This window comes from Micromonospora sp. WMMD967 (genome assembly GCF_029626165.1).
GTDB classification, from domain to species: Bacteria; Actinomycetota; Actinomycetes; order Mycobacteriales; family Micromonosporaceae; genus Micromonospora; species Micromonospora taraxaci.
This window is the reverse complement of sequence record NZ_JARUBK010000001.1, coordinates 7,314,965-7,336,724: the sequence shown is the minus strand read 5'-3', so window position 1 is coordinate 7,336,724 and position 21,760 is coordinate 7,314,965. Positions and strand designations below refer to the sequence as shown.

The following is a 21,760-nucleotide window of genomic DNA, read 5'->3' as shown; positions in this document are numbered from 1 at the left end:
GTCACCACCGCGTACCCGATCAGGACGGCGGCCCCGGCCCAGCGCGGCGGGTTGCCCGGGATGTCGGCCCCGGTGACCATCAGCGACGAGGCCAGCGACGGCACCAGCAACTGGAGGTTGTTGATCCAGTCACCCCACCGGTCGGCCAGGATGGCGATCACGAAGATGGCGCCGATCGAGCCGCCCAGGTAGAGCAGGATGCCGGTCACCGTGGCACCGATCTGGCTGCGCAGCAGCACGCCGATGCCGACTCCGAACACCGCCCAGAGCAGGTACGCGAGCAGGTTCAACCCGATCGCCCGCCACGCGGCCTCGTTGCCCAGTTGTGAGTCGAGCCCGATGGCGTTCAGCACCGCCGAACCGGCGACCAGGTTGAACGCGGTGGTCACCAGCCAGAACAGCAGCGCCAGCACGCCCGCCGCCACCAGCTTGGCGCTCATCACGGCGGTGCGGTGCGGGTTGGTGAGGAACGTGGTGGTGACCGTCTGGTGGAAGAACTCGCTGGTCACCACGATGATGCCGAGCAGCATCACGATCAGCAGGCCGAAGAACTGCCCGGTGGTGAACAGGTTCGAGGAGAGCGCGTCCGCGCTGGACGCCGCCGCCAGGGTGTCGGCCTGGTCGGCCGGCACCTCGCCGAGGTTGCCGTTGGTCAGGGTGTCGGCCTGCAGCCAGTTGATCAGCAGGGTGAGCGCCCAGAGCGGCAGCGAGATGAGCGCGAAGATCCACCAGGTGTTGGTGGTACGGATCTTGAGCAGCTCGGATCGGACCAGGTTCATCGGATGCCCGCCTTTCCGGCCGTCAGCTCCAGGAAGACCCGTTCCAGGTCGGGCCGTTCGGTGGTCAGTTCGTGCAGTTCCACGCCGGCCGCGAGGGCAGCGCGGCCGATGGCCGGCGCGTCCACCCCGGTGACCAGCAGCACGCCCTGCTCGTCGACGTTCACCGTCGCCGACTGCGCCTTGAGCGCAGTGGTCAGCGCCTCGGCCTGCGGCGTACGTACCCGGACCTGCGCGCCCTGTGCCATCGACCCGAGCACCTGGTCGACCGGGCCCTGCCGGATCAACTGGCCGGCGGCGATGATCACCACGTCGTCGGCGAGCAGCTGCATCTCGGACAGCAGGTGGCTGGAGACCAGCACCGTACGACCCTCGTGGGCGAGGTTCTTGAGGAACCCACGCATCCACCGGATGCCCTCCGGGTCCAACCCGTTGGCCGGCTCGTCGAGGATCAGCACCCGGGGGTCACCGAGCATCGCCGCGGCGATGCCGAGCCGCTGCTTCATGCCCAGCGAGTAACCCTTGAACTTGCGCTTCGCCGCCGGGGTCAACCCGACCAGTTCCAGCACCTCGGCGGCCCGCTGCTTGGGCAGCCCGGCCGCCGCGCAGATCACCCGCAGGTGGTTGATGCCGGTGCGGCCCTTGTGCGCGCTGGACGCCTCCAGGATCGCGCCGACGTGCCGCAGCGGGTCGGCGAGGTCCGCGTACCGGCTGCCGCTGATGGTGGCCGTGCCGGCGGTCGGGGTGACCAGGTTCAGCAACATGCGCAGCGTGGTGGTCTTACCAGCGCCGTTCGGGCCGAGGAAGCCGGTCACCCGCCCCGGCGCCACGGTGAAGGACAGGTTGTTCACCGCCCGGACGTTCTTGTACTGCTTTGTCAGACCGGACACCTCGATCTGACCGTCGCTGGTGGGGCTTCTCTGCCCGTCAGTCATCGTTCTCCTCCCGTGCGTGGCGTCGAGGTACGCCGTGGCACAGCGTGACGGCCCAATGCAACAAGGTCAATCAGGCACGGTCCGTATGTCCTGATCCGTCTCAGGGTGGAGACGGGTCCTCCCTGCGGTTGACGACCGGGATCAGCGGGCGATCCAGGTCGCCCGTGCCGCGCCCAGCAACGCGCCGTCCGGGCCGTACAGGCTGGTGTGCACGGTCGCCTTGCGCCCGTCGACGCCGAGCAGCGCCCCGGTCACCACGCACTCGTCGCCGGGCGCCGGCAGCGCGGCGACCACGGCGGCGATCCGGCCCAGCAGGTACGGGCGTCCGGGCGCGAGCACCGTCCACCCACCGGGACAGTCCAACGCCGCCCAGACCGTGGCCTCGCTGACTTGTCCGGGGGCCCGGAACGGCGCGGCGGTCCGCCCGTCCGGCAAGGGGCCGGGAAAGATCCGCAGCCCGTCGGACCGCTGCGGTCCGCAGACGTAACAGCCGGGGAACGGATGCTCGACCAGCCCCGGGTAGCGGGTCGCGGCGGCCACCGCGGTCTCCAGGTCGACCGGGGGTACGACGGCATCGACCGCGTCGACCGGGCGTACCTCGGCCACCAGGTCCCCCGCCGGGTCCCGGACCTCGCCGTCGACCAGCCGCAGCTCGGTCTCCAGCGGCGGTGGTCGGCGCAGTGTCACCTCGACCGGCCCGGTTCCGCCCGCCTCGGCGGCGAACACCCCCGCGCTCCATCCGCCGTTGCCGGAGCCGGTGGGCCCGTTGTAGCGGGACTCGATGCGCATCGTCGACCTCCAGGTGGCGTACCAGCGTCCTCGCCGGCCGTCCCGGCAGCCTCGCACGGGCGGAACCCTGTGGTGCTCGCGGTCTCGCCTGCCGGCGTTCATCCGATCGACACCGGTGGTCCCCGTGAATGGCAACCCAGGCACCTACACAGATCCCATGGCCGTTCTGCATGCCGCTGGCGCACCCCTGAAGACCAGCGGATACACCCTGCTGATCGCCGACGACCCCACCCAGGTCGCGGCCGCGCAACGCCTGCGCCACGAGGTGTTCGCCACCGAGCTCGGCGCCACCCTCCGTCCCGGCCAGGCCGGGCTGGACGTGGATCCCTTCGACGCGTACTGCGACCATCTGATCGTCCGTGAGGACAGCACCGGCGCGGTGGTCGGCACCTACCGGCTGCTGCCGCCCGGCCGGACCCCCCGCCGGTACGCCGAGGGCGAGTTCGACCTCACCGCGCTCGACTCCCTCCGCGACGACCTGGTGGAGACGGGCCGGTCCTGTGTGCATCCGGACCACCGCTCCGGCGCGGTGATCAACCTGATGTGGGCCGGTCTGACCCGCTACCTGCACCTGCGCGGCTCCCGCTGGCTCGGCGGCTGCGCCTCGGTGCCGGTGGACGACGGTGGACGGACGGTCGCCGAGGTCTGGGCCCAGGCCCAGACGCGGCACCTGTCGCCGCCGCCGCTGCGGGTCCGTCCGCTCCGACCCTGGTTCGCCGAACCGGCGGCCGCCGCACCGGTGACCGCCGCCGAGCCGGCTGGGCGCGTCGTGGTGCCGCCGCTGCTGCGGGGCTACCTCCGGCTCGGCGCGTGGATCTGCGGTGAACCCGCGTACGACAGCGACTTCGGGTGCGCGGACTTCTACGTGCTCTTCTCGCTGGACCGGATGAACCCGCGGTACCTGCGGCACTTCCTGGGCGGGGAGCAGCGGTGACCACCGTGGCGCACGACCTGTGGCGGCCCTCCTCGGGCTGCGACGACGACTGCCTGCCGGTGGCCGGTGAGGTGCCCACGGTGCCGGTGGCCCGTCGGGCGCTGCGATTGGCGGCGGCGGCCGGCATGTTGGTCGCCGGGGTCGGCCTGGTGCTGCTGCTGCCGGTGCTTCCAACCCGGGAACGGCAGGCGGCGGTACGCGGCTGGGCCCGGGCCACCATTCGCGCCTTCGGCGTCCGGCTGGTGATCCGGGGCCGGCTGCCCCGACGGCGGGCGCTGCTGGTCGCCAACCACGTCTCGTGGCTGGACATCCTCGCGGTCCTGGCGGTCGCGCCCACCCGGATGGTCGCCAAACGGGAGATCCGCTCCTGGCCGGTGGTCGGCCTGTTGGCGGCGGCGGCGGGCACTGTCTTCGTGGACCGGTCCCGCCCGAGAGCACTGCCGAGCACCGTCGGCCGGGTCGCGGACGCGTTGCGCGCCGGCCGGTCGGTGGCGGTCTTCCCGGAGGGTACGACCTGGTGTGCGGGTGACGGTGCCGACGATTGCCGCCCTGGTGGTGGTTTCCGGCCCGCGACGTTCCAGGCGGCGATCGACGCAGGCAGCCCGGTGGTGCCGCTGCGGCTCGCCTACCGCTGCGACGCGACCGGCTCCGCGACCACGGCGACCGCCTTCCTCGGCGCGGACACCCTGCTGCGGTCGGTGGCCCGGGTGGTCGCGGCGCGGGAGATCGTGGTTTCGGTGACGATCGCCGCCGCACTGCACCCCGCCCGGGACGCCGATCGGCGGTTGCTGGCCCGGGCCGCCGAGTCGGCCGTACACCTGCTGCCCGCATCGGACGCGGCGACGCGGACCCGCTTGCGTGCGGTTCCCACAGTGGCCCCGGCGGTCCCCGTCCCGACGCCGACCACAGGAAGCGACCTGGACCTGGCGGCCTAAGCCCGCCCGCCCCCGCCCGCCCCCGTCCCCGCCCCCGCCCTCCACCCCGCGCCCTCCCGGGCCCCCGCCCCGCGCCCTCCCGGGCCCCCGCCCCGCGCCCTCCCGGGCCCCCCGCCCCGCGGCCTCCGCCGCGGGATCACCCGCCAAGATCCGCGCAGGATCGGGGATGTTGCTGCCTCCGGAGCGCCTGAGGCAGCAACATCCGGGAAGTTGCGCGGATCTTGGGCGCGGCGCGGCGCGGCGCGGGGCGGGTGGCGCGGGCGGCGCGGGGCGGGCGGGCGTGGGTGGTGTGGGGGTTTCGGCAGAGGTCTTGGGGGTTGGTGGTCTGGCGGCTCGCGACCTATCTTGTGATGTCGCGATGTATCGCGTTAGTGTCTCCTGGTGTGGCACGTGTCGGCGTGTCGCATCGTCGAGAGGGGGACGCCATGGCCGGATGGACGGTCGAGAGCCCGCAGCGGCTCACCGTGGACGGTCCGGTCACCCGGCTGGACGTCCGGCTGGTGAGCGGACGGCTCAACGTGGTCGCCACCGACGGCCCGACCCGGATCGACGTCACCCAGGTCGGTCGCCGGCCGGTAGTGATCGACCACTCCGACGGCCGGCTCAGCATCCGCCAGGAGCGCGGCCGGAGCTGGTCGGACGTCCTGCGGTGGTTTCGGATGATCCACCGGTACCCGCGGGTGGACGTCTCCGTCGCCGTGCCCGCCGACGTCCTCGCCGATCTGGGTCTGGTCGCGGGCTCGTTGGTCGCCTCCGGCCTGCGCCGGCAGACCACAGTGCACGTCGTCTCCGGCCAGATCACCCTGATGGGCCTGCGGGGCAACACCTCCGCGACCATCACGTCCGGGCCGGTGGAGGCGCTCGGCATCCGTGGCGACCTCTCCATGGAGACGGTCTCCGGCGAGGTGATCCTCGCCGACAGCGCCGCCGACCGGGTGCGGGCGCAGACCGTCTCCGGCGCGATCACCTGCGACCTGGTGGAGAACCCTCGACGCAGCGAGATCCGGCTGACCACCATCTCGGGCGGCATCACCGTCCGGGTCCGCGAGGACAGCGACCTCGCCGTGCAACTGCAGACCGCCTCGGGCCGGATCACCAGTGGCTTTCCGCAGATCCGCACCTCGACGTTCCCACTGCGCAGCAGTGAAGGGGTGCTCGGCGCGGGCGAAGGTAAGCTCTGGGCTTCCGCGACCTCGGGGAGCATCGCCCTGCTCGCCCGAGCCGTCGACGACGATGGGGAGGAGTTGCCGTGACCGCCGTGTTCAGCCACGGACGGCTCCGGCTCTACCTGCTCAAGCTCCTCGACGACGGCCCGAAGCACGGGTACGAGCTGATCCGCCTTCTGGAGGACCGGTTCCTCGGGCTCTACGCGCCCAGCGCCGGCACCATCTACCCCCGCCTCCAACGGTTGGAGGCCGAGGGCCTCGTCAGCCACACCGCAGCCGGTGGCCGCAAGACGTACGACATCACCGACGCTGGTCGTGCCGAGCTGCGCCAGCGGGCCGGCGAGTTGACCGAGCTGGAAGCGGACATCGCCGCCTCGGTGGCCGACCTCTCCAGCCTGGCCGGCGAGATCCGCAGCGAGGTACGCGGGTCGGTACGCGACCTCAAGCGGGAGCTGAGCGAGGCCACCCGGCAGACCCGGCGTACCCGGTGGGAGACGCCCGCACCGCCGCCCCGGCCGGCGTCGGCCACCGGGCCGCACGCCGCGCTGCTCGACGAGTTCGACACGCGGCTGGCCGCGTTCACCTCCGAGGTGGGTCAACTCGTGCGCGCCCGACGGTTCAGCGAGACGCAACTCCGCACCGCGATCAGGTTGCTCGACGGCGCCCTGGACGGGCTGCGCCGCCTGTTGCGCTGAGTCGGAAAACCAGTCGACCGCGACTCACAGGGTTTTTGCAGGAACCGTCCAGCGCCGACGCAGTGATGTCACCGATGATGGGCCCATGCCCGCTACCCAGACCGAGGCGCGACTCCTCGTGGTCGAGGACGACCCCAACATCCTCGAACTGCTCTCCGCGAGCCTGCGGTTCGCGGGCTTCGACGTGGCCACCGCGACAAGTGGGAGCGCGGCGCTCAACGCCGCCAAGGACCACCGGCCCGACCTGGTGGTCCTCGACGTGATGCTGCCGGACCTGGACGGGTTCGAGGTCATCCGCATGCTCCGCGAGGGCGGCACGCGTACCCCGGTGGTCTTCCTGACCGCCCGGGACGCCACCGACGACAAGATCCGTGGCCTCACCCTGGGCGGTGACGACTACGTCACCAAGCCGTTCAGCCTGGAGGAGTTGACCGCCCGGATCCGCGCCGTGCTGCGCCGCACCACGACCGGCGAGCAGGCACCCTCCCGGCTCACCTTCGCCGACCTGGAGTTGGACGAGGAGACCCACGAGGTGCACCGGGCCGGGCAGCGCGTGCAGCTCTCGCCGACGGAGTTCAAGCTGCTGCGGTACCTGATGCTCAACGCCAACCGGGTGCTGTCCAAGGCGCAGATCCTCGACCACGTCTGGAACTACGACTTCCGCGGTGACGACAACATCGTCGAGTCCTACATCTCGTACCTGCGGCGCAAGGTCGACACCACCCAGCCTCGGCTGATCCACACCCTCCGTGGCGTCGGGTACGTCCTGCGCAAGCCGGCGGCGTGAACCCGGTCCAGCAGGCGAAGGGGCGGGTGCGCGGCGTTCCACTGCGGATCAAGCTGGTCACCTCGGTGCTGGCGCTGGTCGCCGTCGCGCTGCTGGTGATCAGCGTCTCGACCGCGTACTTCCTGCACAACTACCTGGTCGACCAGATCGACCTGGAGCTGCGTAGCTCGGCCAAGGGAATCCAGTCCATCACGGAGAAGGGGATCCAGTCGATCACGCCGTCGACGAACACCGTCTCGCTGCCCAGCGACTACGTGGTCGTGCTGACCGACGCGCGGACCGGCAGGGTGCAACCGCCCCTGTACGACTCGTCCCGCTTCGGGGTGGACGATCTGCCGCCGTGGCCGAGTGACGCGAGCGGCTTCCAGGCGCAGGACGAGGCCCGCGAGGGAAATCCGTTCACCGTTCGGGCCCGGGACAGCTCGGTGCGCTGGCGGATGCTCTACACCGAGCTGCCCAACGGCCAGATGGCCGTGATCGGCCAGCACCTGACGGATGTCGACCAGGCCGTCAAACGACTGGCCTGGATCGACCTGCTGGTCGGCGGTGCGGTGCTGATCATGCTGGCCTCGGTCGGCGCGGCGATCGTCCGCACCAGCCTGAAACCGCTGGTGGAGATCGAACGCACCGCCGCCGCCATTGCCGGGGGTGACCTGACCCGCCGGGTGCCCGATCCGGAGCAGGGGCAGGAGCATCCCACCTCCGAGCTGGGGCGGCTCTCCCGCGCGCTCAACGCGATGCTCACCCAGATCGAGGTGGCGTTCACCGCCCGAGCAGCCTCGGAGACCGCGGCGAGGTGGGCGGAGAGCGCCGCCCGGGACGCGGCGGCCTCCGCCCAGGCATCCGAGGCGCGGGCCCGGCGCTCGGAGGAGCGGATGCGGCAGTTCGTCGCGGACGCCTCGCACGAGCTACGGACCCCGCTGACCACCATCCGTGGTTTCGCCGAGCTGTACCGGCAGGGCGCCTCCCGCGCGCCGGAGCAGACCGCCGGCCTGCTGCGCCGCATCGAGGACGAAGCGGCGCGGATGGGACTGCTGGTGGAGGACCTGCTGCTGCTCGCCCGCCTGGACCGGGAACGGCCGCTCTCGCTGACTCCGGTGGAGCTGCCGGTGCTCGCCTCCGACGCGGTGCACGCGGCCCGGGCGATCGCCCCGGACCGGCGCATCGAGCTGGAGATCGCGCCCGACGCGGGCCCGCTCGTGGTCTCCGCCGACGACGCGCGGCTGCGCCAGGTGATCGGCAACCTGGTCACCAACGCGTTGACCCACACTCCGACCGACGCCGAGATCCGTGTGCGGTTGCGCAGCGAACCGGGCGGCTTCGCCGTGGTGGAGGTGGCCGACACCGGCCCGGGCCTCTCCCCGGAGCAGGCCGAACGGGTCTTCGAGCGATTCTACCGGGCGGACGCGGCACGGACCCGGCGGGCTGACGGCAACACCGGCACCGGCCTCGGCCTGGCCATCGTGGCGGCGTTGGTCGCGGCTCACCACGGTTCGGTCGAGGTGGCCGAGACGCCGGGTGGCGGGGCTACCTTCCGGGTCCGGCTTCCGCTGCTGGCACAGGTCGACGACGCCGGCGAGTGACTTTCAGCCAACTTCCAGGACGGTTCCAGCTTGATCGCAGAGCTGGGGGGGAAGGTAGTGCCATGACCGAGTTCGAGTCCGACCCGCAGCGCCGGCCGGCCCCCACCGACGCCGAGCCGTCGCACCCCACCGCCGAGCTGCCGCGCGACGAGCGCGCGCAGTCCGACTCCCCGACCACTCCCATCGAGGTCGTCTCCACCAGCGGTGACGACACGCCGACGAGCGCCGTGACCCCGACCGCGTCGCCCGCGCCGGCCGGCCCCTCCGCGCCCGCCCACCAGCCGACCGGGTACGAGCCGCCGACCGCCTACCAGCCCTCGGCCGCCACCCCGTCCGCGCCGCCGTACCCGGTCTCCGGCTACCCGGCGCACGGCCAGTCCGGCTACCCGCAGCAGAGCGCCGGTCAGTACCCCGGTGCTCCCTGGTACCCGGGCCAGCAGTCCGGCTGGGCCGGCGGGGGCCAGCCGGGCATGGCGTACCCGGGTCAGCACCAGCAGCACGCCCAGCACCCCGGGCAGCACCCCCAGCACCCGGGCCAGCCGGTTCCTCCGTGGGGCCCGCAGGTCGCGCCGCCCGGCAGCGGCCCTCGGCCGGGTCGGATCGCCAAGTTCGCCGGGGCCGGCGTCGCGGTGTTCGCCCTGATGCTCGGGTCGGGCGTCGCCGGTGGCGCGCTCGCCCTGGCCCTCGACGGTGACGGCGGCGGCGTCACCCGCACCTACTCGGCGGCACCGGTGATCAACGGCGCGGACCTGCCGAAGATCGCCGCGTCCGTGCAGGACAGCGTCGTCTCGATCACCACCGACAGCGGTGAGGGTTCCGGGGTGGTGCTCAGCGCCGACGGGTACGTGCTGACCAACAACCACGTGGTCGCCTCCGCCGCCGGTGGCAACGTGCTGGTGATCTTCGCTGACGGCAAGAAGGCCGAGGCGAAGGTCATCGGCACCGACCCGAAGACCGACCTGGCCGTGGTCAAGGCCAACGGCGTGAGCGACCTCAAGGCGGCCAAGTTCGGTGACAGCGACGCCATGCAGGTCGGTGACCAGGTGCTGGCGTTGGGCAGCCCGCTCGGCCTGCAGGGTTCGGTGACGTCGGGCATCCTCAGCGCCCGCGACCGCACCATCCGGGCCGGCGAGGGTCAGCCGCAGGACCCGACCCAGCAGCAGAGCCAGACCGTCAGCTCGATCTCCGGCCTGCTCCAGACCGACGCGCCGATCAACCCCGGCAACTCCGGCGGCGCGCTGGTCAACACCCGGGGCGAGGTGATCGGCGTGAACACCGCCATCGCGACCTCCGGCCAGAGCACCGGCAACATCGGCGTCGGCTTCGCCATCCCCAGCAACAAGGCCAAGGACGTCGCGGGCAAGCTCCAGCGCGGCGAGAAGGTCAGCCACCCGTCGCTCGGGGTCGGCGTCAACCAGGCCGAAGGCGGCGGCGCGCTCGTCGCGTCGGTCACCCCGGGCAGCCCGGCCGAGAAGGCCGGCCTCCAGCGCGGCGACGTCGTCACCCGGTTCGGCGACAAGCCGGTCAACGACTCCGACGACCTGGTCGGCGCGGTGCAGGCCGGCAAGGTCGGCGACCGGGTCGAGGTGCAGTTCAAGCGCAACGGCGACGAGAAGACGGTGACCGTGACGCTCGCCGAGACGCCGTGACACACATCTGAACCTGCCTCCCTCCGGCGGCGGGTGGTGGAGCCGAGGGGGTCGGCTCCGTCACCCGCCGCTCTTTTCCGCCGTGACGGCGGTTCACCCTGATCGGGTGAACCGCCGTCACCCGGTTCTCCGGCACCTTCGGGAGCGACGAGTCTCGGCGACCGGAACCGGGGGTAGGTGTCGTGACCGACGTGGTGGATGTCCGCGACGACCAGCGGATCCAACGCGACGTCCTGGCGCAGCTCGCCTGGGACGCCCAGCTGCAACCGAACGAGATCGGTGTGAGCGTCGACGAGGGTGTGGTCACGCTGACCGGCTTCGTGGACGGTGCCGCCCGCGGTTGGGCGGCGACCCGGTGCGCGCAGCGGGTCCGCGGCGTCCGGGCGGTGGCCGACGAGATCGAGGTGCGGCTGCCGGGCACGCCGGGGCGTACCGACGGCGAGGTCGCCATCGCCGCCGCCCGCGCGCTGGAGTGGGACAGTTTCGTGCCCGCCGAGCGGCTGGACGTGACGGTGGCCAACGGGTGGCTGATGCTCCGCGGTGAGGTCGAGTTCGGGTGGCAGCGGCGTGCCGCCGAGGGGGCGGTGCGCCGGCTCGACGGCGTACGGGGGATCACCAACCTGATCGAGGTGCGACCGCCGGCGCCACCGGCCGAACTGCTGCGTCGGGACGTGCAGCGGGCGCTGGCGCGCACCATCGGTGCCGAGCGGGTGACCGTCGAGGTGGACGGCGACACGCTCGTCCTGGCCGGGGTGGTCCGGTCCTGGTGGGAACGCGACCAGGTCGAGCGGGTGGCCTGGTCCGCGCCGGGCGTACGGGTGGTGCACGACCAACTCCTGGTCGGCGGGTGAGCGTCCGGCTTGTCCGGTTTACCGGGGGCGTCCCGGGGAACTCGCCGCCGACCGTTCCGACCGCCGGTGACGCTTGCACCGGGGACCAACGCGGAGGACTCGTGGCCCTGATCCACCCGCCCGCGGACCGGCCGAGAGGGCGGTCGTTGCGCATCGCGATGGTGGTCCCGCCATGGTTGTCAGTGCCGCCTCCCGGCTACGGCGGCCTCGAACAGGTCGTCGCCGGCCTGGTGGACGCCCTCAGCGTGCAGGGACACGCGGTCACGCTGTTCGGTGCCGGTAGCGACCACGGCACGGCGGCCGACGGCTTCGTCTCCACAGTTCCCGAGGTCCAGTACGAGCGGCTCGGCGAGTCACTGCCGGAGCTGGCCCACCTGGCCCGGGTGAACCGGCTGATCACGGCCGCCGACTTCGACGTGATCCACGACCACACCACGATCGGCCCGCTGGTCGCCGGCCGCCGGGCGGTGCCGACGGTCGCGACCGTGCACGGCAACCCCGTCGGGGAGTACGGCGACGTGCTGAGCGACGTCGACCAGGGCGTCGCCCTGGTGGCCATCTCGCACGCTCAACGTCGCTTGAACACCGACCTGCCCTGGGCCGGCACCGTGCACAACGCACTGGACATCAGTGGTTTCCCGCGGAAGAACGCGCCCGGCCGGGGGCCGGTGCTGTGGCTGGCCCGGTTCAGCCCGGACAAGGGCCCGGAGGTCGCCATCCGGGCCTGCCGGGAGGCCGGGTTGCCCCTGCTGCTGGCCGGCAAGTGCAACGAGCCGGCCGAGCGTCGCTACTACGAGCAGGTCGTCGCGCCGCTGGTCGACGAGGACGTGACTGTCGTGCTCAACGCCGACCGCGCGGAGACGCTGCGGATGCTCGTCGACGCCCGCTGTCTGATCATGCCGATCCAGTGGGACGAGCCGTTCGGCATGGTGATGCTGGAAGCGATGGCGACCGGCACACCTGTGGTGGCGCTCAACCGGGGCGCGGTGCCGGAGCTGGTGCGCCCCGGGCTGACCGGGCTGGTGTGCGAACGGCCGGAGGAGCTGCCCGCCGCGGTGCTCGCCGTCGAGCAGCTCGACCCGGAGGACTGCGTGGCGCACGTCGCGGAGAACTTCTCGGTCGAGCGGATGGCGAACGACTACGTCGAGGTCTACCGAGGTTTCGCCGTCAGGGGTCACGACCTCCGCGAATCGGCCTGGGTGCCGGTCCGCTGACCTGCCCCGGTCTGTGGGCGCGGCCGGCGGTGACCGTCGGTCACCTCCGTCAGGGCGGATGCGACGGTGCGCGATATACCTCAGAGTCATATTTATGACTCTGAGGTATATCGCTCAACAGCACATCGGCACGGTGGGCCAGCCGAAGCGGATGGCGACCACCGACCAGACTTCGGACCCACTCGTCTAGACCCGGGCTGCCCCCAGGTCGGCGATCGCGGCGTCGAGCTGCGACGCGTACCCCGGACTGATGCCACCCTCGCCGAGGCGCACCGCGACCTTTTCCCGCAGCCGGGCCACCGGCGGCGCCAGTTCGTCGCGGCCGGAACTGACCGCGGCCGTCAGGTTGCGCAGCTCGTTGCGCAGGTCGAGACCCACGTCGTCACGGATCTCCCCGGCGTTCAGGCCTGCGGTGATCAGCCCGTCGACCCGGCCGGCCGCCTCGACCAGGCTCCCCGGACGCGACGTGGGCGTGTTGCCGGTGCTCGGCGTCGTCGGCGAGGGCGTGGTCGGCTCGGACGACGGTGGAACTGGCGGGTCGCTGGGCGAGGTCGTCGTCGGGCCCACCGAGGGCTGCGTGCGGGGCGTCGGCCGCTGCTCGGGCAGCAGGGCCACACCGGCCAGTGCCACACCGACGGCCAGGACGAGCAGCAGTGCCAGCCGTCGTCGGGACCAACCCGAGTCGGCCGCCGCCCCTTCGGCCGCCGCCCCTTCGGCCGCCGGCGGCGGGTCGACCGGCTGCGGCGGAAGAGGCCGGGTGGGCACCCGGATGGTCGCGGCCGGGGGATCGGGCGGCAGCAGATGGCCGCGCAACACTGTGGCGACCTGCCGGGCGGTCGGCCGGTCGGCCGGATCCCGGGCGAGGCTGCGCAGGCAGATCCGGGCCACCGGCGGGGGCAGCTCCGGCAGCTCGGCGAGTGTCGGTGGCGGGCCGTCGGCCAGGGCGGCGCTGAGCTGCTCCCAGGTGTCGGCCGGGTACGGAACCCGACCGGTGAGCGCCTCGTACAGCAGCACGCCGAGTGAGTACACGTCGGTGGACGGCTGGGCCGGCGCGCCGTCGAGGCGTTCCGGCGCGACGTACGCGGGCGTGCCGAAGGTCTCGCCGTCCTCGTCCTCGTCCGGTGCGCCGATCCGGGTGGCGATGCCGAAGTCGAGCACCTTGACGCCCGTGCCGGTCATCATCACGTTGGCCGGGGTGATGTCCCGGTGCACGATGCCGAGCCGGTGCGCCGCGGCCAGTGCCTCCGCGACCTGCGCGCCCACCTGGACCGCCTCGGCCCACGGCAACGGCCCCTCGGTGAGGCGCAGCTCCAACTCCTCGCCGTCGAGCAGCTCCATCACCACGAACGAGGTGATCGAACCGTCCGGATCGACAGTCTCGCCGTAGTCGTGCACCGAGGTCAGGTGTGGGTGCACCAACTGGGCCGCGGCCCGGGCCTCCTCGCGCACCATGCCCCGGAAACGCGCGTCGGCGGCCAGCGAAGGAGCGAGGACCTTGAGGGCGACCAGCCGGTCCAGCACCTCGTCCCGGGCGCGCCAGATGACCGACATGCCGCCGGCACCGATCTGGTCGAGAAGTCGATATCTGCGAGCCAGCAACCGGCCCGGATGCAGTGCTGCCTTCACAGATCGCACCTGCCTCAGGGGTGGGAGCGGTATCAGGTTGCGCGAATGTGTCCTGCCTGTCAACGCCGTCGCCGCGCCGGTCGGCGGGCGGTGCCTGGTGTGCGCCGACCGCCCGGCGACGGTGGCCGGCCGGTCGGCTGCGCGCCCGTGCCAGGATGAGGGGCATGGCGGGGGGACCTGTGGCATTCGTGCTCGGCGGCGGGGGCGTGCTCGGCGCGGTCGAGGTGGGCATGTTGCGCGCGTTGTTCCGCGCCGGCATCAAACCCGACATGGTGCTCGGCACCTCGATCGGCGCGGTGAACGGCGCGCTGGTCGCCGCCGACCCGACGGAGGCGGTGACCGACCGGCTCGTCCGGCTCTGGGCCTCGCCGGAGGCGAGCGAGGTGTACGGGGACTCGGTCGCCCGGCAGTTGCGCCGCTTCGCCGCCCGTACCCATCTGCACTCACCTCGCCCACTGCGCCGGTTGCTGGAGACCGAGCTGGGGGTGGACACCACCTTCGCCGACCTGCGGGTGCCCTTTCGCTGCTGCGCCGCGCACATCGAGCGGGCGGCCGAGCACTGGTTCGACAGCGGTCCGGTGGTGCCGGCGGTGCTGGCGTCGGCCTCGGTGCCCGGCCTGCTCCCGCCCATGCAGATCGACGGCGCGCACTACGTGGACGGGGGCATCGTCAACTCCATCCCGATCGGCGAGGCGGTGGCCGTCGGCGCACGTCGGATCTACGTCCTCCAGGTGGGCCGCATCGAGCGGGAGTTGACGCCGCCCCGACGGCCGTGGGAGATCGCCCAGGTCGCGTTCGAGATCTCCCGCCGACACCGGTTCTTCCGCGAGTTGGCGGCGCTGCCCGAGGGAGTGGAGGTGCACGTCCTGCCGACCGGTGGGCTCAACCCCCGCGACGACACGCCGTGGGCGTACCGGGACATGGCGGCCGTGGGGCGGCGGATCAGCCGGGCGTACACCGCCTCCCGCCGCTACCTCGCCACCCACCAGGAGCGATGATGCCGCTGCCCCCCAGGTGGCTGCGTCGGTTGCTGTTCGCCCCCGCCGTGGTGGGGCTGGCGTTCGTGGTGGTCACCACCCTGCCGATCTGGGCGCTGCTCGCCGCCGCCGCGTCTCCGCTGGTCCCGGGTCGGTTGCGGCCGCTGCGGCTGCTCTGGATCGGGTGCGTCTACCTGGTCTGGGACGCCGCCGCGCTGATCGCGCTGTTCCTGCTCTGGGTCGCCTCCGGCTTCGGCTGGCGGACCCGGTCCCCGGCCTTCCAACGCGCGCACTACGTGCTGGCCGGCTGGTTCCTGCGGGTGCTGTTCTGGCAGGCACGGTGGACACTGCGGCTGAGCATCGACGTGGTGGGCACCGACCCGGACACCGCGCTGCCCGGCCGGCCCGAGTTGGTGCTGTGCCGGCACGCCGGGCCGGGCGACTCGTTCATCCTGATCCACGGGCTGGTCAACTGGTTCAAACGGGAGCCACGCATCGTCCTCAAGGACAGCCTCCAGTGGGACCCGGCGATCGACGTGCTGCTCAACAGGCTGCCCAACCGGTTCATCGCGCCGACGCCGGAGCGCGGCGAGGAGACGGTACGCCAGGTCGGACACCTGGCTGCGGGCCTGGACGACAACGACGCGTTCGTGATCTTCCCGGAGGGCGGCAACTTCACCCCCAAGCGGCGGCTGCGTGCCATCGCCCGGCTGCGCTCGCTCGGGATGGAACGGATGGCACTGCGCGCCGAGCGGATGCGTCACGTACTCGCCCCGCAGCCCGGCGGAATGCTGGCCGCGCTGGACGCCGCCCCGGACGCCGGGGTCATCTTCGTCGCCCACACCGGGTTGGACCGGATGCTCACGGTGGCGGACGTCTGGCGGGAACTTCCGATGGACAAGCGGATCGTGATGCGGTTCTGGTCCGTGCCGCCGGAGGACATCCCGGTCGGGCGGCAGCAACGCATCGACTGGCTCTTCGACTGGTGGGCGCAGATCGACACCTGGATCGCCGCCAATCGTTAGGCCCGCGGCCGCGAGCGACCGGCACTCTCGGTGAGCGTGGTGACGCGGAGCGTGGCGATAGCGGACGAAAGGCGGGCTCGGTGGCTTCGTGCCGCGTAGGGTGCGGTCGTGGACCAGATCTGCGTCGTGACGACGGTGGTGGATGCGCGTTCGGTCGCCGACGTGCTGGCGGCTGCGGCCGTCGCCGGCAGGCTCGCCGCCTGCGCCCAGGTGGGTGGTCAGGTGGACAGCACCTACTGGTGGAGGTCCGGAGTGGAGACCAGCACCGAGTGGTCGGTGCAGTTCAAGACCGCACCGGACCGGCTGACCGCGTTGGTGGACCAGATCCGGGTCAGTCACCCGTACGAGGTGCCGGAGATCCTGGTGTCCACGGTGGAGAGCGGTGACCCGGCGTACGCCACCTGGGTGCACGAGCACACCCGACCCTGAGTACGCGCACTCTGGGCCGCGCCCCTGTCGCTTTTGAATGATGGCCGGGTGGACGACACCCGCTATCCCTGCCCCGCATGCGGCGCACCTGCCGATCTGAGCGCCGGCTGCCCCGGCTGTCGGCGTGCGCCCGATCCCGTCGCCGCCGAGGTGGTCGGTCTGGGTCGGCAGATCGCCCGGTTGGAGCCGGAGGTGGAGCGGGCCCGCCACACGTACACCGAGCTGGCCGGTCGCCTGTCGGCCCTGTCGCGGCGACGGGCCGAGCTGGCGGCGGTCGTCCGGGCGGGGTTGGCGGTTCCCCCTGTGGCACCTTCGGTCCCTGCTCGGGTCCCGGCCCCGGTCGCCACCGTGAGCGCGGCGCCGGGCGCCGCCGAGACGTCGACCCGGACGGTCCAGGGGGTGCTCTTCGTCCTCGGTGGACTTCTGCTCGGCACCGCGGCGGTCGTGTTCACGGCGGTGGCCTGGGCGGCGGTGGGGGTCGCCGGGCGGGCGTTGATCCTGGCGGCGTTCACCGCGCTCGCGCTGGCCGTTCCGCTGCTGGCGGTGCGCCGGGGGTTGCGCGGCACGGCGGAGACCTTCGCCGCGGTGGGGTTGCTGCTGGTGGTGCTGGACGGTTATGCGGCCTGGTCGGTCGACCTGGCCGGGGTGGCCGGCTGGCCGGGCAGCCGGTACGCCGCGCTGGTCGGGGGGGTCAGCGCGGCGGTCGCCGCGGCGTACGGCCGGTGGAGCGGGTTGACCGGGCCGTGGTTCGCCGGGCTGGTGGCCGCGCAGCCGGTGTTGCCGTTGCTCGCCGTCGGGGCCGAACCGGGTCCGGCCGGTTGGACGCTGGTCCTGCTCGGGGTGGCGCTGGGGAATCTGGTGGTGCTGGTCGGGCTGCGCGGCCGGGACGGGGCGGCGCGTGTGGTCGGCCGGGTGCTGGCGGGGATCGGACACGTCGGCGGGCTCGTCGCCGCCGCCGCATCCGCCCTGGTACCGCTGGCCGTCGGGCGGGCGGGCGGTTCGCCACTGCTGGCCGGGGTGCCGTTGCTGCTGGTCGCGGTGACGGGCCTCGGCGCGGCCTGGCTGGTCGGCGGGCGGGCGCTGCGCGGGGTGGCCGCCGGGCTGCTGGTGCCGGTCCTCGCCCTCGCCCTGCTGCGCCCGGTGGCCGAGCTGCGGCCGTCGATGCTGCTGATCGCGGCGGCGGCGGTGGCGCTCGGGCTGGCGGTCGCGGTGTGGAGGTTCCCGGTCGCGACCGGCGGGGACGCGGCCGGTGTCGGCGGTTGGCGGACCGGCCCGCGCGCTGGGGCGTTGCTGGTCGCGGGCGGCACGGCGCAGGTGGTCGTACTGGCCACCGCCGTGTTGGCGGTCGCCGCCGTGGGCCGCTCGCTGCCGCCGTGGGGCGGGGCGGGGCTGGGACCGGACCTGGACTGGGGCTGGCAGTTGGCGCCGGCCGTGGCGTTGGCGGTCGCCGCGACGGCGCTGCTGCTGCCCCGGAAGGCGCAGACGGTGCTCGCCACGGCCGGCGCGGTGGCGGTGCTGCTCGCCCTGCCCGCCGGCTGGGCGGCCTCCTGGCCGGCGGTGGTGGCCGTCGACCTGGTCGCAGGGGTGGCGCTGCTGATCGCCGTACTGGTCCGTCCGGCGACCCGTCCGGCCGTCCTGCTCACCTGCGCGCTGGGCGGCGCCGTCCTGCTCGGGCACGGGCTGCTGGTCGCGCTGGCCGCCCCGGTCGGTGTCCTGGTGGCACTCGGCGTGATCGTCGCGGTCGGGCTGGCGCTCGTCGTCCGGCGGGGCTCCGGGGCGTACCGGCGGGTGGCCGGGGTGGGTCTGCTGGTCGCGCAGCTCGCGCTGCCCGGCGTCGCCGTGGTGGCGCTGTTCGCCGGGGGCGCGCCGACGTGGTGGCAGGCGCGGCTCGCGCTGGTGGCCGCCGGGCTCGCGCTGGTCGCGGTGCTCGCGGCGCGTCGCCACCGGGTGGAGCTGACGGGGTACGCGGTGACCGGTGCCGTGGTCGCCGTCATCGTGCCCGGGCTGGCACCGCTGTTCGTGGCGGGCGACGAGCCGATCGCGCTGTACGCGGCCCTGGCGGCGCTGGGCGTGGCGTTCGTCGCCCGTTGGGATCGGCCGGAGCCGGTCGCCGACCAGCCGGCGCGGGCGGGCGAGCCGGCGGTCGGAGAGTCGCCGGTCGACAAGCCGTCGGTCGGGGAGCTGCCGGTCGGGGGGCCGGCGGTTGTGGGGCTGCCGGTCGGGGGGCCGGCGGTCGGGGGGTCGTCGGCGGTCGGGGGGCCGCCGGCGATCACCCGGTCGGGGCCCGTGCTGGTGGTGGGTGGCGCTCTTGGCCTGGTCGCTGTCCTGGCGGCCCTGCCGAGGGTGTGGACCGCGCTCGTCCTGCCGTACGACGGTCCGGCGCGGGTCTGGTCGGGGGTTCCCACCGTCGTCGCCGATCCGGCGTCGTTGCCCGTCGGGCTGGCGTTGGTGGTGCTGGCGGTGGCCGCGGTGTTCACCAGTGGTCGGGCGGTCCGCCCGGCGGTGCTGCCCGCACTACCCTTCGCCGCCGGGGCGCTGCCGGTGCTGCTCGTCGCGGTTGGCACGCCGTGGCCGGTGCTGCCGGCCGCGGTCCTGCTCGCCGGGTTGGCCGCGTTGCTCCTCGCCGCTCTGGTTGGGCCTCGCCCGGCGCTCGCACCGGTCGTCGTACCCCTGGGTGTGGTGCTGGCCGCCTCCGGGTTGGCGGGGCTGCTGGCCACCCGGGCCGGGTCGCTCGCCGCAGAGGGCGCGCTGCTGGTCGCGGCGGTGGTCGTCGCCGCCGGGGGACGCACTGTCGGGGTGCGTGTCGCCGGCTGCCTCGCGGCGGTGGGTGCGGCGTCCGCGCTGGCGGTGACCGCCTCGCTGGCCGCCGGGCTGCCGTTGCGGGGGGCCGCGTACCCACTGGTGGCGGTGGCGGCCCTGGTGCTGGCCGTCGCCGCGGCGACGCCGGCGCGGGCGCTGGTCGGTCGGGTGCTGGACGCTGCCGCGCAGGCGGTGGCGTTGGTGGCGGCGATACTCGCCGCCCAGGTGGCGCAACACCTCGCCACGATCTGTGTGCTCTGGGGGGTCGCCGTCGCGGTGCGGCTGCTGCGCCGGGGCGAGTCGACCGGCCGACGGTGGGCGTTCGCCGCGGTCGCCGCCGGCAGCGAGTTGCTGGCAGCGTGGGTGCTGTTGGCCGCCGGTGGGGTGACGGTGCTGGAGGCGTACACGGTGCCGGCGGCGGGGCTCGCCATCGGCGCGGGCCTGCTGGCGCTGCGGGCCCGACCCGGGCTGACCAGCTGGCCGGCCCTCGGCCCGGGGCTGGTCGCGGCGCTCGCGCCGAGCCTCGTGTCGGTGTTGATCGGGCCGGATCCGCAGCCGTGGCGGCGACTGCTCCTCGGCGCGGCGGCGCTCGGAGCGGTGCTGGCCGGCGCGACCCGCCGCTGGCAGGCGCCGGTGCTGCTCGGCGGTGGGGTGCTGGCGCTGTTGGCGCTGCACGAGTTGGCCCGAGGCTGGGATCTGCTGCCCCGGTGGATCTACCTGGGTGTCGGTGGGCTCGCCCTGGTCGCGTTGGCCGCCACCTACGAGCGACGGCGACGTGACCTGGCGCGACTGCGCTCTGCGGTGGGCCGACTGAGCTGAGCCGAACCATGGGGGGTAGGGCCTGCCCTACCCCCCATTCGGGGGCTGTCGGGGTTACTCAGCGCTACCGCGATCGGGAGACTTGACGACAAGCCCGAACCACCGTGGAGCGGGCGCTGGCTGATCGGGGGCAGGGATGGCGCTCGGAGCGGTGGCGGAACCGCCGGTGCGGCGGCGAGGCAGCGACTACGCACAGTTGTCGCGACGGATCAGTCAGGCTGGGCTGCTGGAGCGCCGCCCCGGCTGGTACGTCGCCCGCATCGTGCTCACCCTCGGCGCGTTCGTGGCCGGCTGGGTGGCCGTGTTCCTGCTCGGCGACTCCTGGTGGCAGCTGCCGCTCGCGGCCGTGATGGCGGTGGCCACCACCCAGGTCGCGTTCCTCGGTCACGACGCCGGGCACCGCCAGATGTTCCGGCGGCGCGGGCCCAGCGAGATGGTCGGGCTGTTCGCGGGCAACCTGGCGGTGGGGCTCAGCTACGGCTGGTGGGTCGACAAGCACAACCGTCACCACGCCAACCCGAACCACGAGGACGAGGACCCGGACGTCGGCGCGGGCGCCCTGGTGTGGACTCCCGAGCAGGCGCTGGAGACCCGTGGGTTCGGCCGGTGGTTGGCGCAGCGGCAGGCGTTCCTCTTCTTCCCGATGCTCCTGCTGGAGAGTCTGAACCTGCACGTGGCGAGCATCCGGGCGATCGTCGGGCGGGAGCCGGACGGTCGGTACAGCACCCCGATGCGGCGCCGGGCGGTGGAGGGGCTGCTGCTCGTCGTGCACACCGTCGGGTACGTGGCGCTGCTGTTGGCGGTCATGTCACCGGTCAAGGCGCTGCTGTTCGCCGTCGTGCACCAGGCGCTGTGGGGCCTGTACATGGGTTGCTCGTTCGCGCCGAACCACAAGGGCATGCCCATGCCGACCGCGGAGGACGAGCTGGACTTCCTGCGGAAGCAGGTGCTGACCTCCCGCAACGTGCGGGGCGGCCGGTTCGTGGACACCGCGCTGGGTGGGCTCAACTACCAGATCGAGCACCACCTCTTCCCGAACATGCCGCGCGCCAACCTGCGCCGGGCCCAGCCGATCGTCCGCGCCTACTGCGTGGAGCAGGGCATCCCGTACGCGGAGACCGGGCTGATCGAGTCGTACCGGCAGGCGCTCGGTCACCTGCACGAGGTGGGGCGGCCGCTGCGCGGCTGAACGGGGGCGGCCGCTGCGCGGCTGATGCGAGGACTGAGCGGTGGGGCGGGCATCTGATGATGCCCGCCCCACCGCCGTGTACCGGGACCACGGTTCGCGGCGGCCGACAGCCGCCGCCGAACTAACCAATCTTAATGTCCATATTGGGTCGTTGTTTCTAGCCTTAGGGCAAAAATTGCCCTGGGTAAATAGTTGCTGCGATCAATCACCGGTTGCTAGTTTCACTGCGGCACCCACGGGGGGCGCTGATCCGACTCATTTCTGAGCCTCGTCGCGGTGTCCGGCGCTGCTTCAGCGCGCGCCGATTCCCTTCTTCGTGGCAGTTCGACCGGCACGTCATGTGCCGTGGTCCTCGTGTCCTCGTCGTACGCGTCGCCTGAAGGGCAATTGATGAGCAGAACTGGTAATGGACGCCGCCTTATTGCGGCATTGACCGGTGTCGTGCTGGTGATTTCCGGCGCTCCGGCGTACGGAAAACCGGCAGGTGGTGCCGATCCGGCCCCTCGACCCGGCACCGTACTGCGCCCGCCGACGCCGCAGGGCCGAGACGTGCCGGAGACCCCGCCGGGTCCGGGGAAGGTT

18 protein-coding genes are annotated in these 21,760 nt (G+C 73.0%); 14 read left to right on the top strand and 4 right to left on the bottom strand.

Going from position 1 to position 21,760, the window contains the following annotated elements; translation table 11 throughout:
• The 3 genes from O7631_RS33070 to O7631_RS33060 all read right to left on the bottom strand — a co-directional run.
• Window positions 1–779: ABC transporter permease (locus tag O7631_RS33070; RefSeq protein ID WP_278147799.1), on the bottom strand; the 779-nt coding region annotated here is incomplete at its 3' end.
• Window positions 776–1,711: an ABC transporter ATP-binding protein gene (locus tag O7631_RS33065; RefSeq protein ID WP_278142475.1), complete on the bottom strand. Its 936-nt coding sequence runs from the start codon at window positions 1,709–1,711 to the stop codon at window positions 776–778. The genes O7631_RS33065 and O7631_RS33070, both read right to left, overlap by 4 nt.
• A 141-nt stretch (window positions 1,712–1,852) precedes the next feature.
• Window positions 1,853–2,500: a hypothetical protein gene (locus O7631_RS33060; protein WP_278142474.1), complete on the bottom strand. Its 648-nt coding sequence runs from the start codon at window positions 2,498–2,500 to the stop codon at window positions 1,853–1,855.
• 157 nt (window positions 2,501–2,657) lie between these two features.
• Between O7631_RS33060 and O7631_RS33055 the strand changes: the two genes are divergently transcribed.
• From O7631_RS33055 to O7631_RS33015, 9 genes are all read left to right on the top strand, one after another.
• On the top strand, window positions 2,658–3,434 hold the full coding sequence (locus O7631_RS33055) for a GNAT family N-acyltransferase (protein WP_278142473.1): 777 nt from the start codon (window positions 2,658–2,660) through the stop codon (window positions 3,432–3,434).
• The gene (locus O7631_RS33050) at window positions 3,431–4,369 is read left to right on the top strand and encodes a lysophospholipid acyltransferase family protein (RefSeq protein WP_278142472.1); all 939 of its coding nucleotides are present in this window, start codon (window positions 3,431–3,433) and stop codon (window positions 4,367–4,369) included. Before O7631_RS33055 ends, O7631_RS33050 begins: the two co-directional genes overlap by 4 nt.
• 425 nt (window positions 4,370–4,794) lie before the next feature.
• Window positions 4,795–5,622 (top strand): DUF4097 family beta strand repeat-containing protein, encoded by an 828-nt coding sequence (locus O7631_RS33045; RefSeq protein ID WP_278142471.1) that lies wholly within the window; start codon window positions 4,795–4,797, stop codon window positions 5,620–5,622.
• The gene (locus O7631_RS33040) at window positions 5,619–6,230 is read left to right on the top strand and encodes a PadR family transcriptional regulator (protein ID WP_278142470.1); all 612 of its coding nucleotides are present in this window, start codon (window positions 5,619–5,621) and stop codon (window positions 6,228–6,230) included. Before O7631_RS33045 ends, O7631_RS33040 begins: the two co-directional genes overlap by 4 nt.
• Window positions 6,231–6,315: 85 nt before the next feature.
• Window positions 6,316–7,017: a response regulator transcription factor gene (locus O7631_RS33035; RefSeq protein ID WP_030336721.1), complete on the top strand. Its 702-nt coding sequence runs from the start codon at window positions 6,316–6,318 to the stop codon at window positions 7,015–7,017.
• On the top strand, window positions 7,014–8,600 hold the full coding sequence (locus tag O7631_RS33030; RefSeq protein WP_278142469.1) for a HAMP domain-containing sensor histidine kinase: 1,587 nt from the start codon (window positions 7,014–7,016) through the stop codon (window positions 8,598–8,600). Before O7631_RS33035 ends, O7631_RS33030 begins: the two co-directional genes overlap by 4 nt.
• Window positions 8,601–8,662: 62 nt before the next feature.
• The gene (locus tag O7631_RS33025) at window positions 8,663–10,249 is read left to right on the top strand and encodes a trypsin-like peptidase domain-containing protein (RefSeq protein WP_278147798.1); all 1,587 of its coding nucleotides are present in this window, start codon (window positions 8,663–8,665) and stop codon (window positions 10,247–10,249) included.
• 182 nt (window positions 10,250–10,431) lie between these two features.
• Window positions 10,432–11,100, top strand: a complete 669-nt coding sequence (locus O7631_RS33020) for a BON domain-containing protein (protein ID WP_278147797.1) — start codon at window positions 10,432–10,434, stop codon at window positions 11,098–11,100.
• Between the two features lie 158 nt (window positions 11,101–11,258).
• Window positions 11,259–12,314, top strand: coding sequence for a glycosyltransferase family 4 protein (locus O7631_RS33015; protein WP_278148097.1), 1,056 nt, complete (start codon window positions 11,259–11,261; stop codon window positions 12,312–12,314).
• A gap of 186 nt (window positions 12,315–12,500) precedes the next feature.
• On the opposite strand, the gene O7631_RS33010 is transcribed toward O7631_RS33015, so the two are convergent.
• On the bottom strand, window positions 12,501–13,940 hold the full coding sequence (locus tag O7631_RS33010; protein WP_278147796.1) for a serine/threonine-protein kinase: 1,440 nt from the start codon (window positions 13,938–13,940) through the stop codon (window positions 12,501–12,503).
• A 164-nt stretch (window positions 13,941–14,104) separates the two neighbouring features.
• Here O7631_RS33010 and O7631_RS33005 point away from each other — a divergent pair, with 164 nt between their 5' ends.
• The 5 genes from O7631_RS33005 (at window position 14,105) to O7631_RS32985 (ending at window position 21,178) form a co-directional block, all read left to right on the top strand.
• Window positions 14,105–14,938 (top strand): patatin-like phospholipase family protein, encoded by an 834-nt coding sequence (locus O7631_RS33005; protein WP_278147795.1) that lies wholly within the window; start codon window positions 14,105–14,107, stop codon window positions 14,936–14,938.
• On the top strand, window positions 14,938–15,942 hold the full coding sequence (locus O7631_RS33000; protein WP_278147794.1) for a 1-acyl-sn-glycerol-3-phosphate acyltransferase: 1,005 nt from the start codon (window positions 14,938–14,940) through the stop codon (window positions 15,940–15,942). Before O7631_RS33005 ends, O7631_RS33000 begins: the two co-directional genes overlap by 1 nt.
• Before the next feature lie 108 nt (window positions 15,943–16,050).
• Complete coding sequence (cutA, locus tag O7631_RS32995) at window positions 16,051–16,371, top strand: divalent-cation tolerance protein CutA (protein ID WP_278141470.1); 321 nt, start codon at window positions 16,051–16,053, stop codon at window positions 16,369–16,371.
• Window positions 16,372–16,419: 48 nt separating this feature from the next.
• Window positions 16,420–19,989: a hypothetical protein gene (locus tag O7631_RS32990; RefSeq protein ID WP_278147793.1), complete on the top strand. Its 3,570-nt coding sequence runs from the start codon at window positions 16,420–16,422 to the stop codon at window positions 19,987–19,989.
• Window positions 19,990–20,125: 136 nt separating this feature from the next.
• Window positions 20,126–21,178 (top strand): acyl-CoA desaturase, encoded by a 1,053-nt coding sequence (locus tag O7631_RS32985; RefSeq protein WP_278147792.1) that lies wholly within the window; start codon window positions 20,126–20,128, stop codon window positions 21,176–21,178.
• Window positions 21,179–21,760 lie beyond the last annotated feature (582 nt).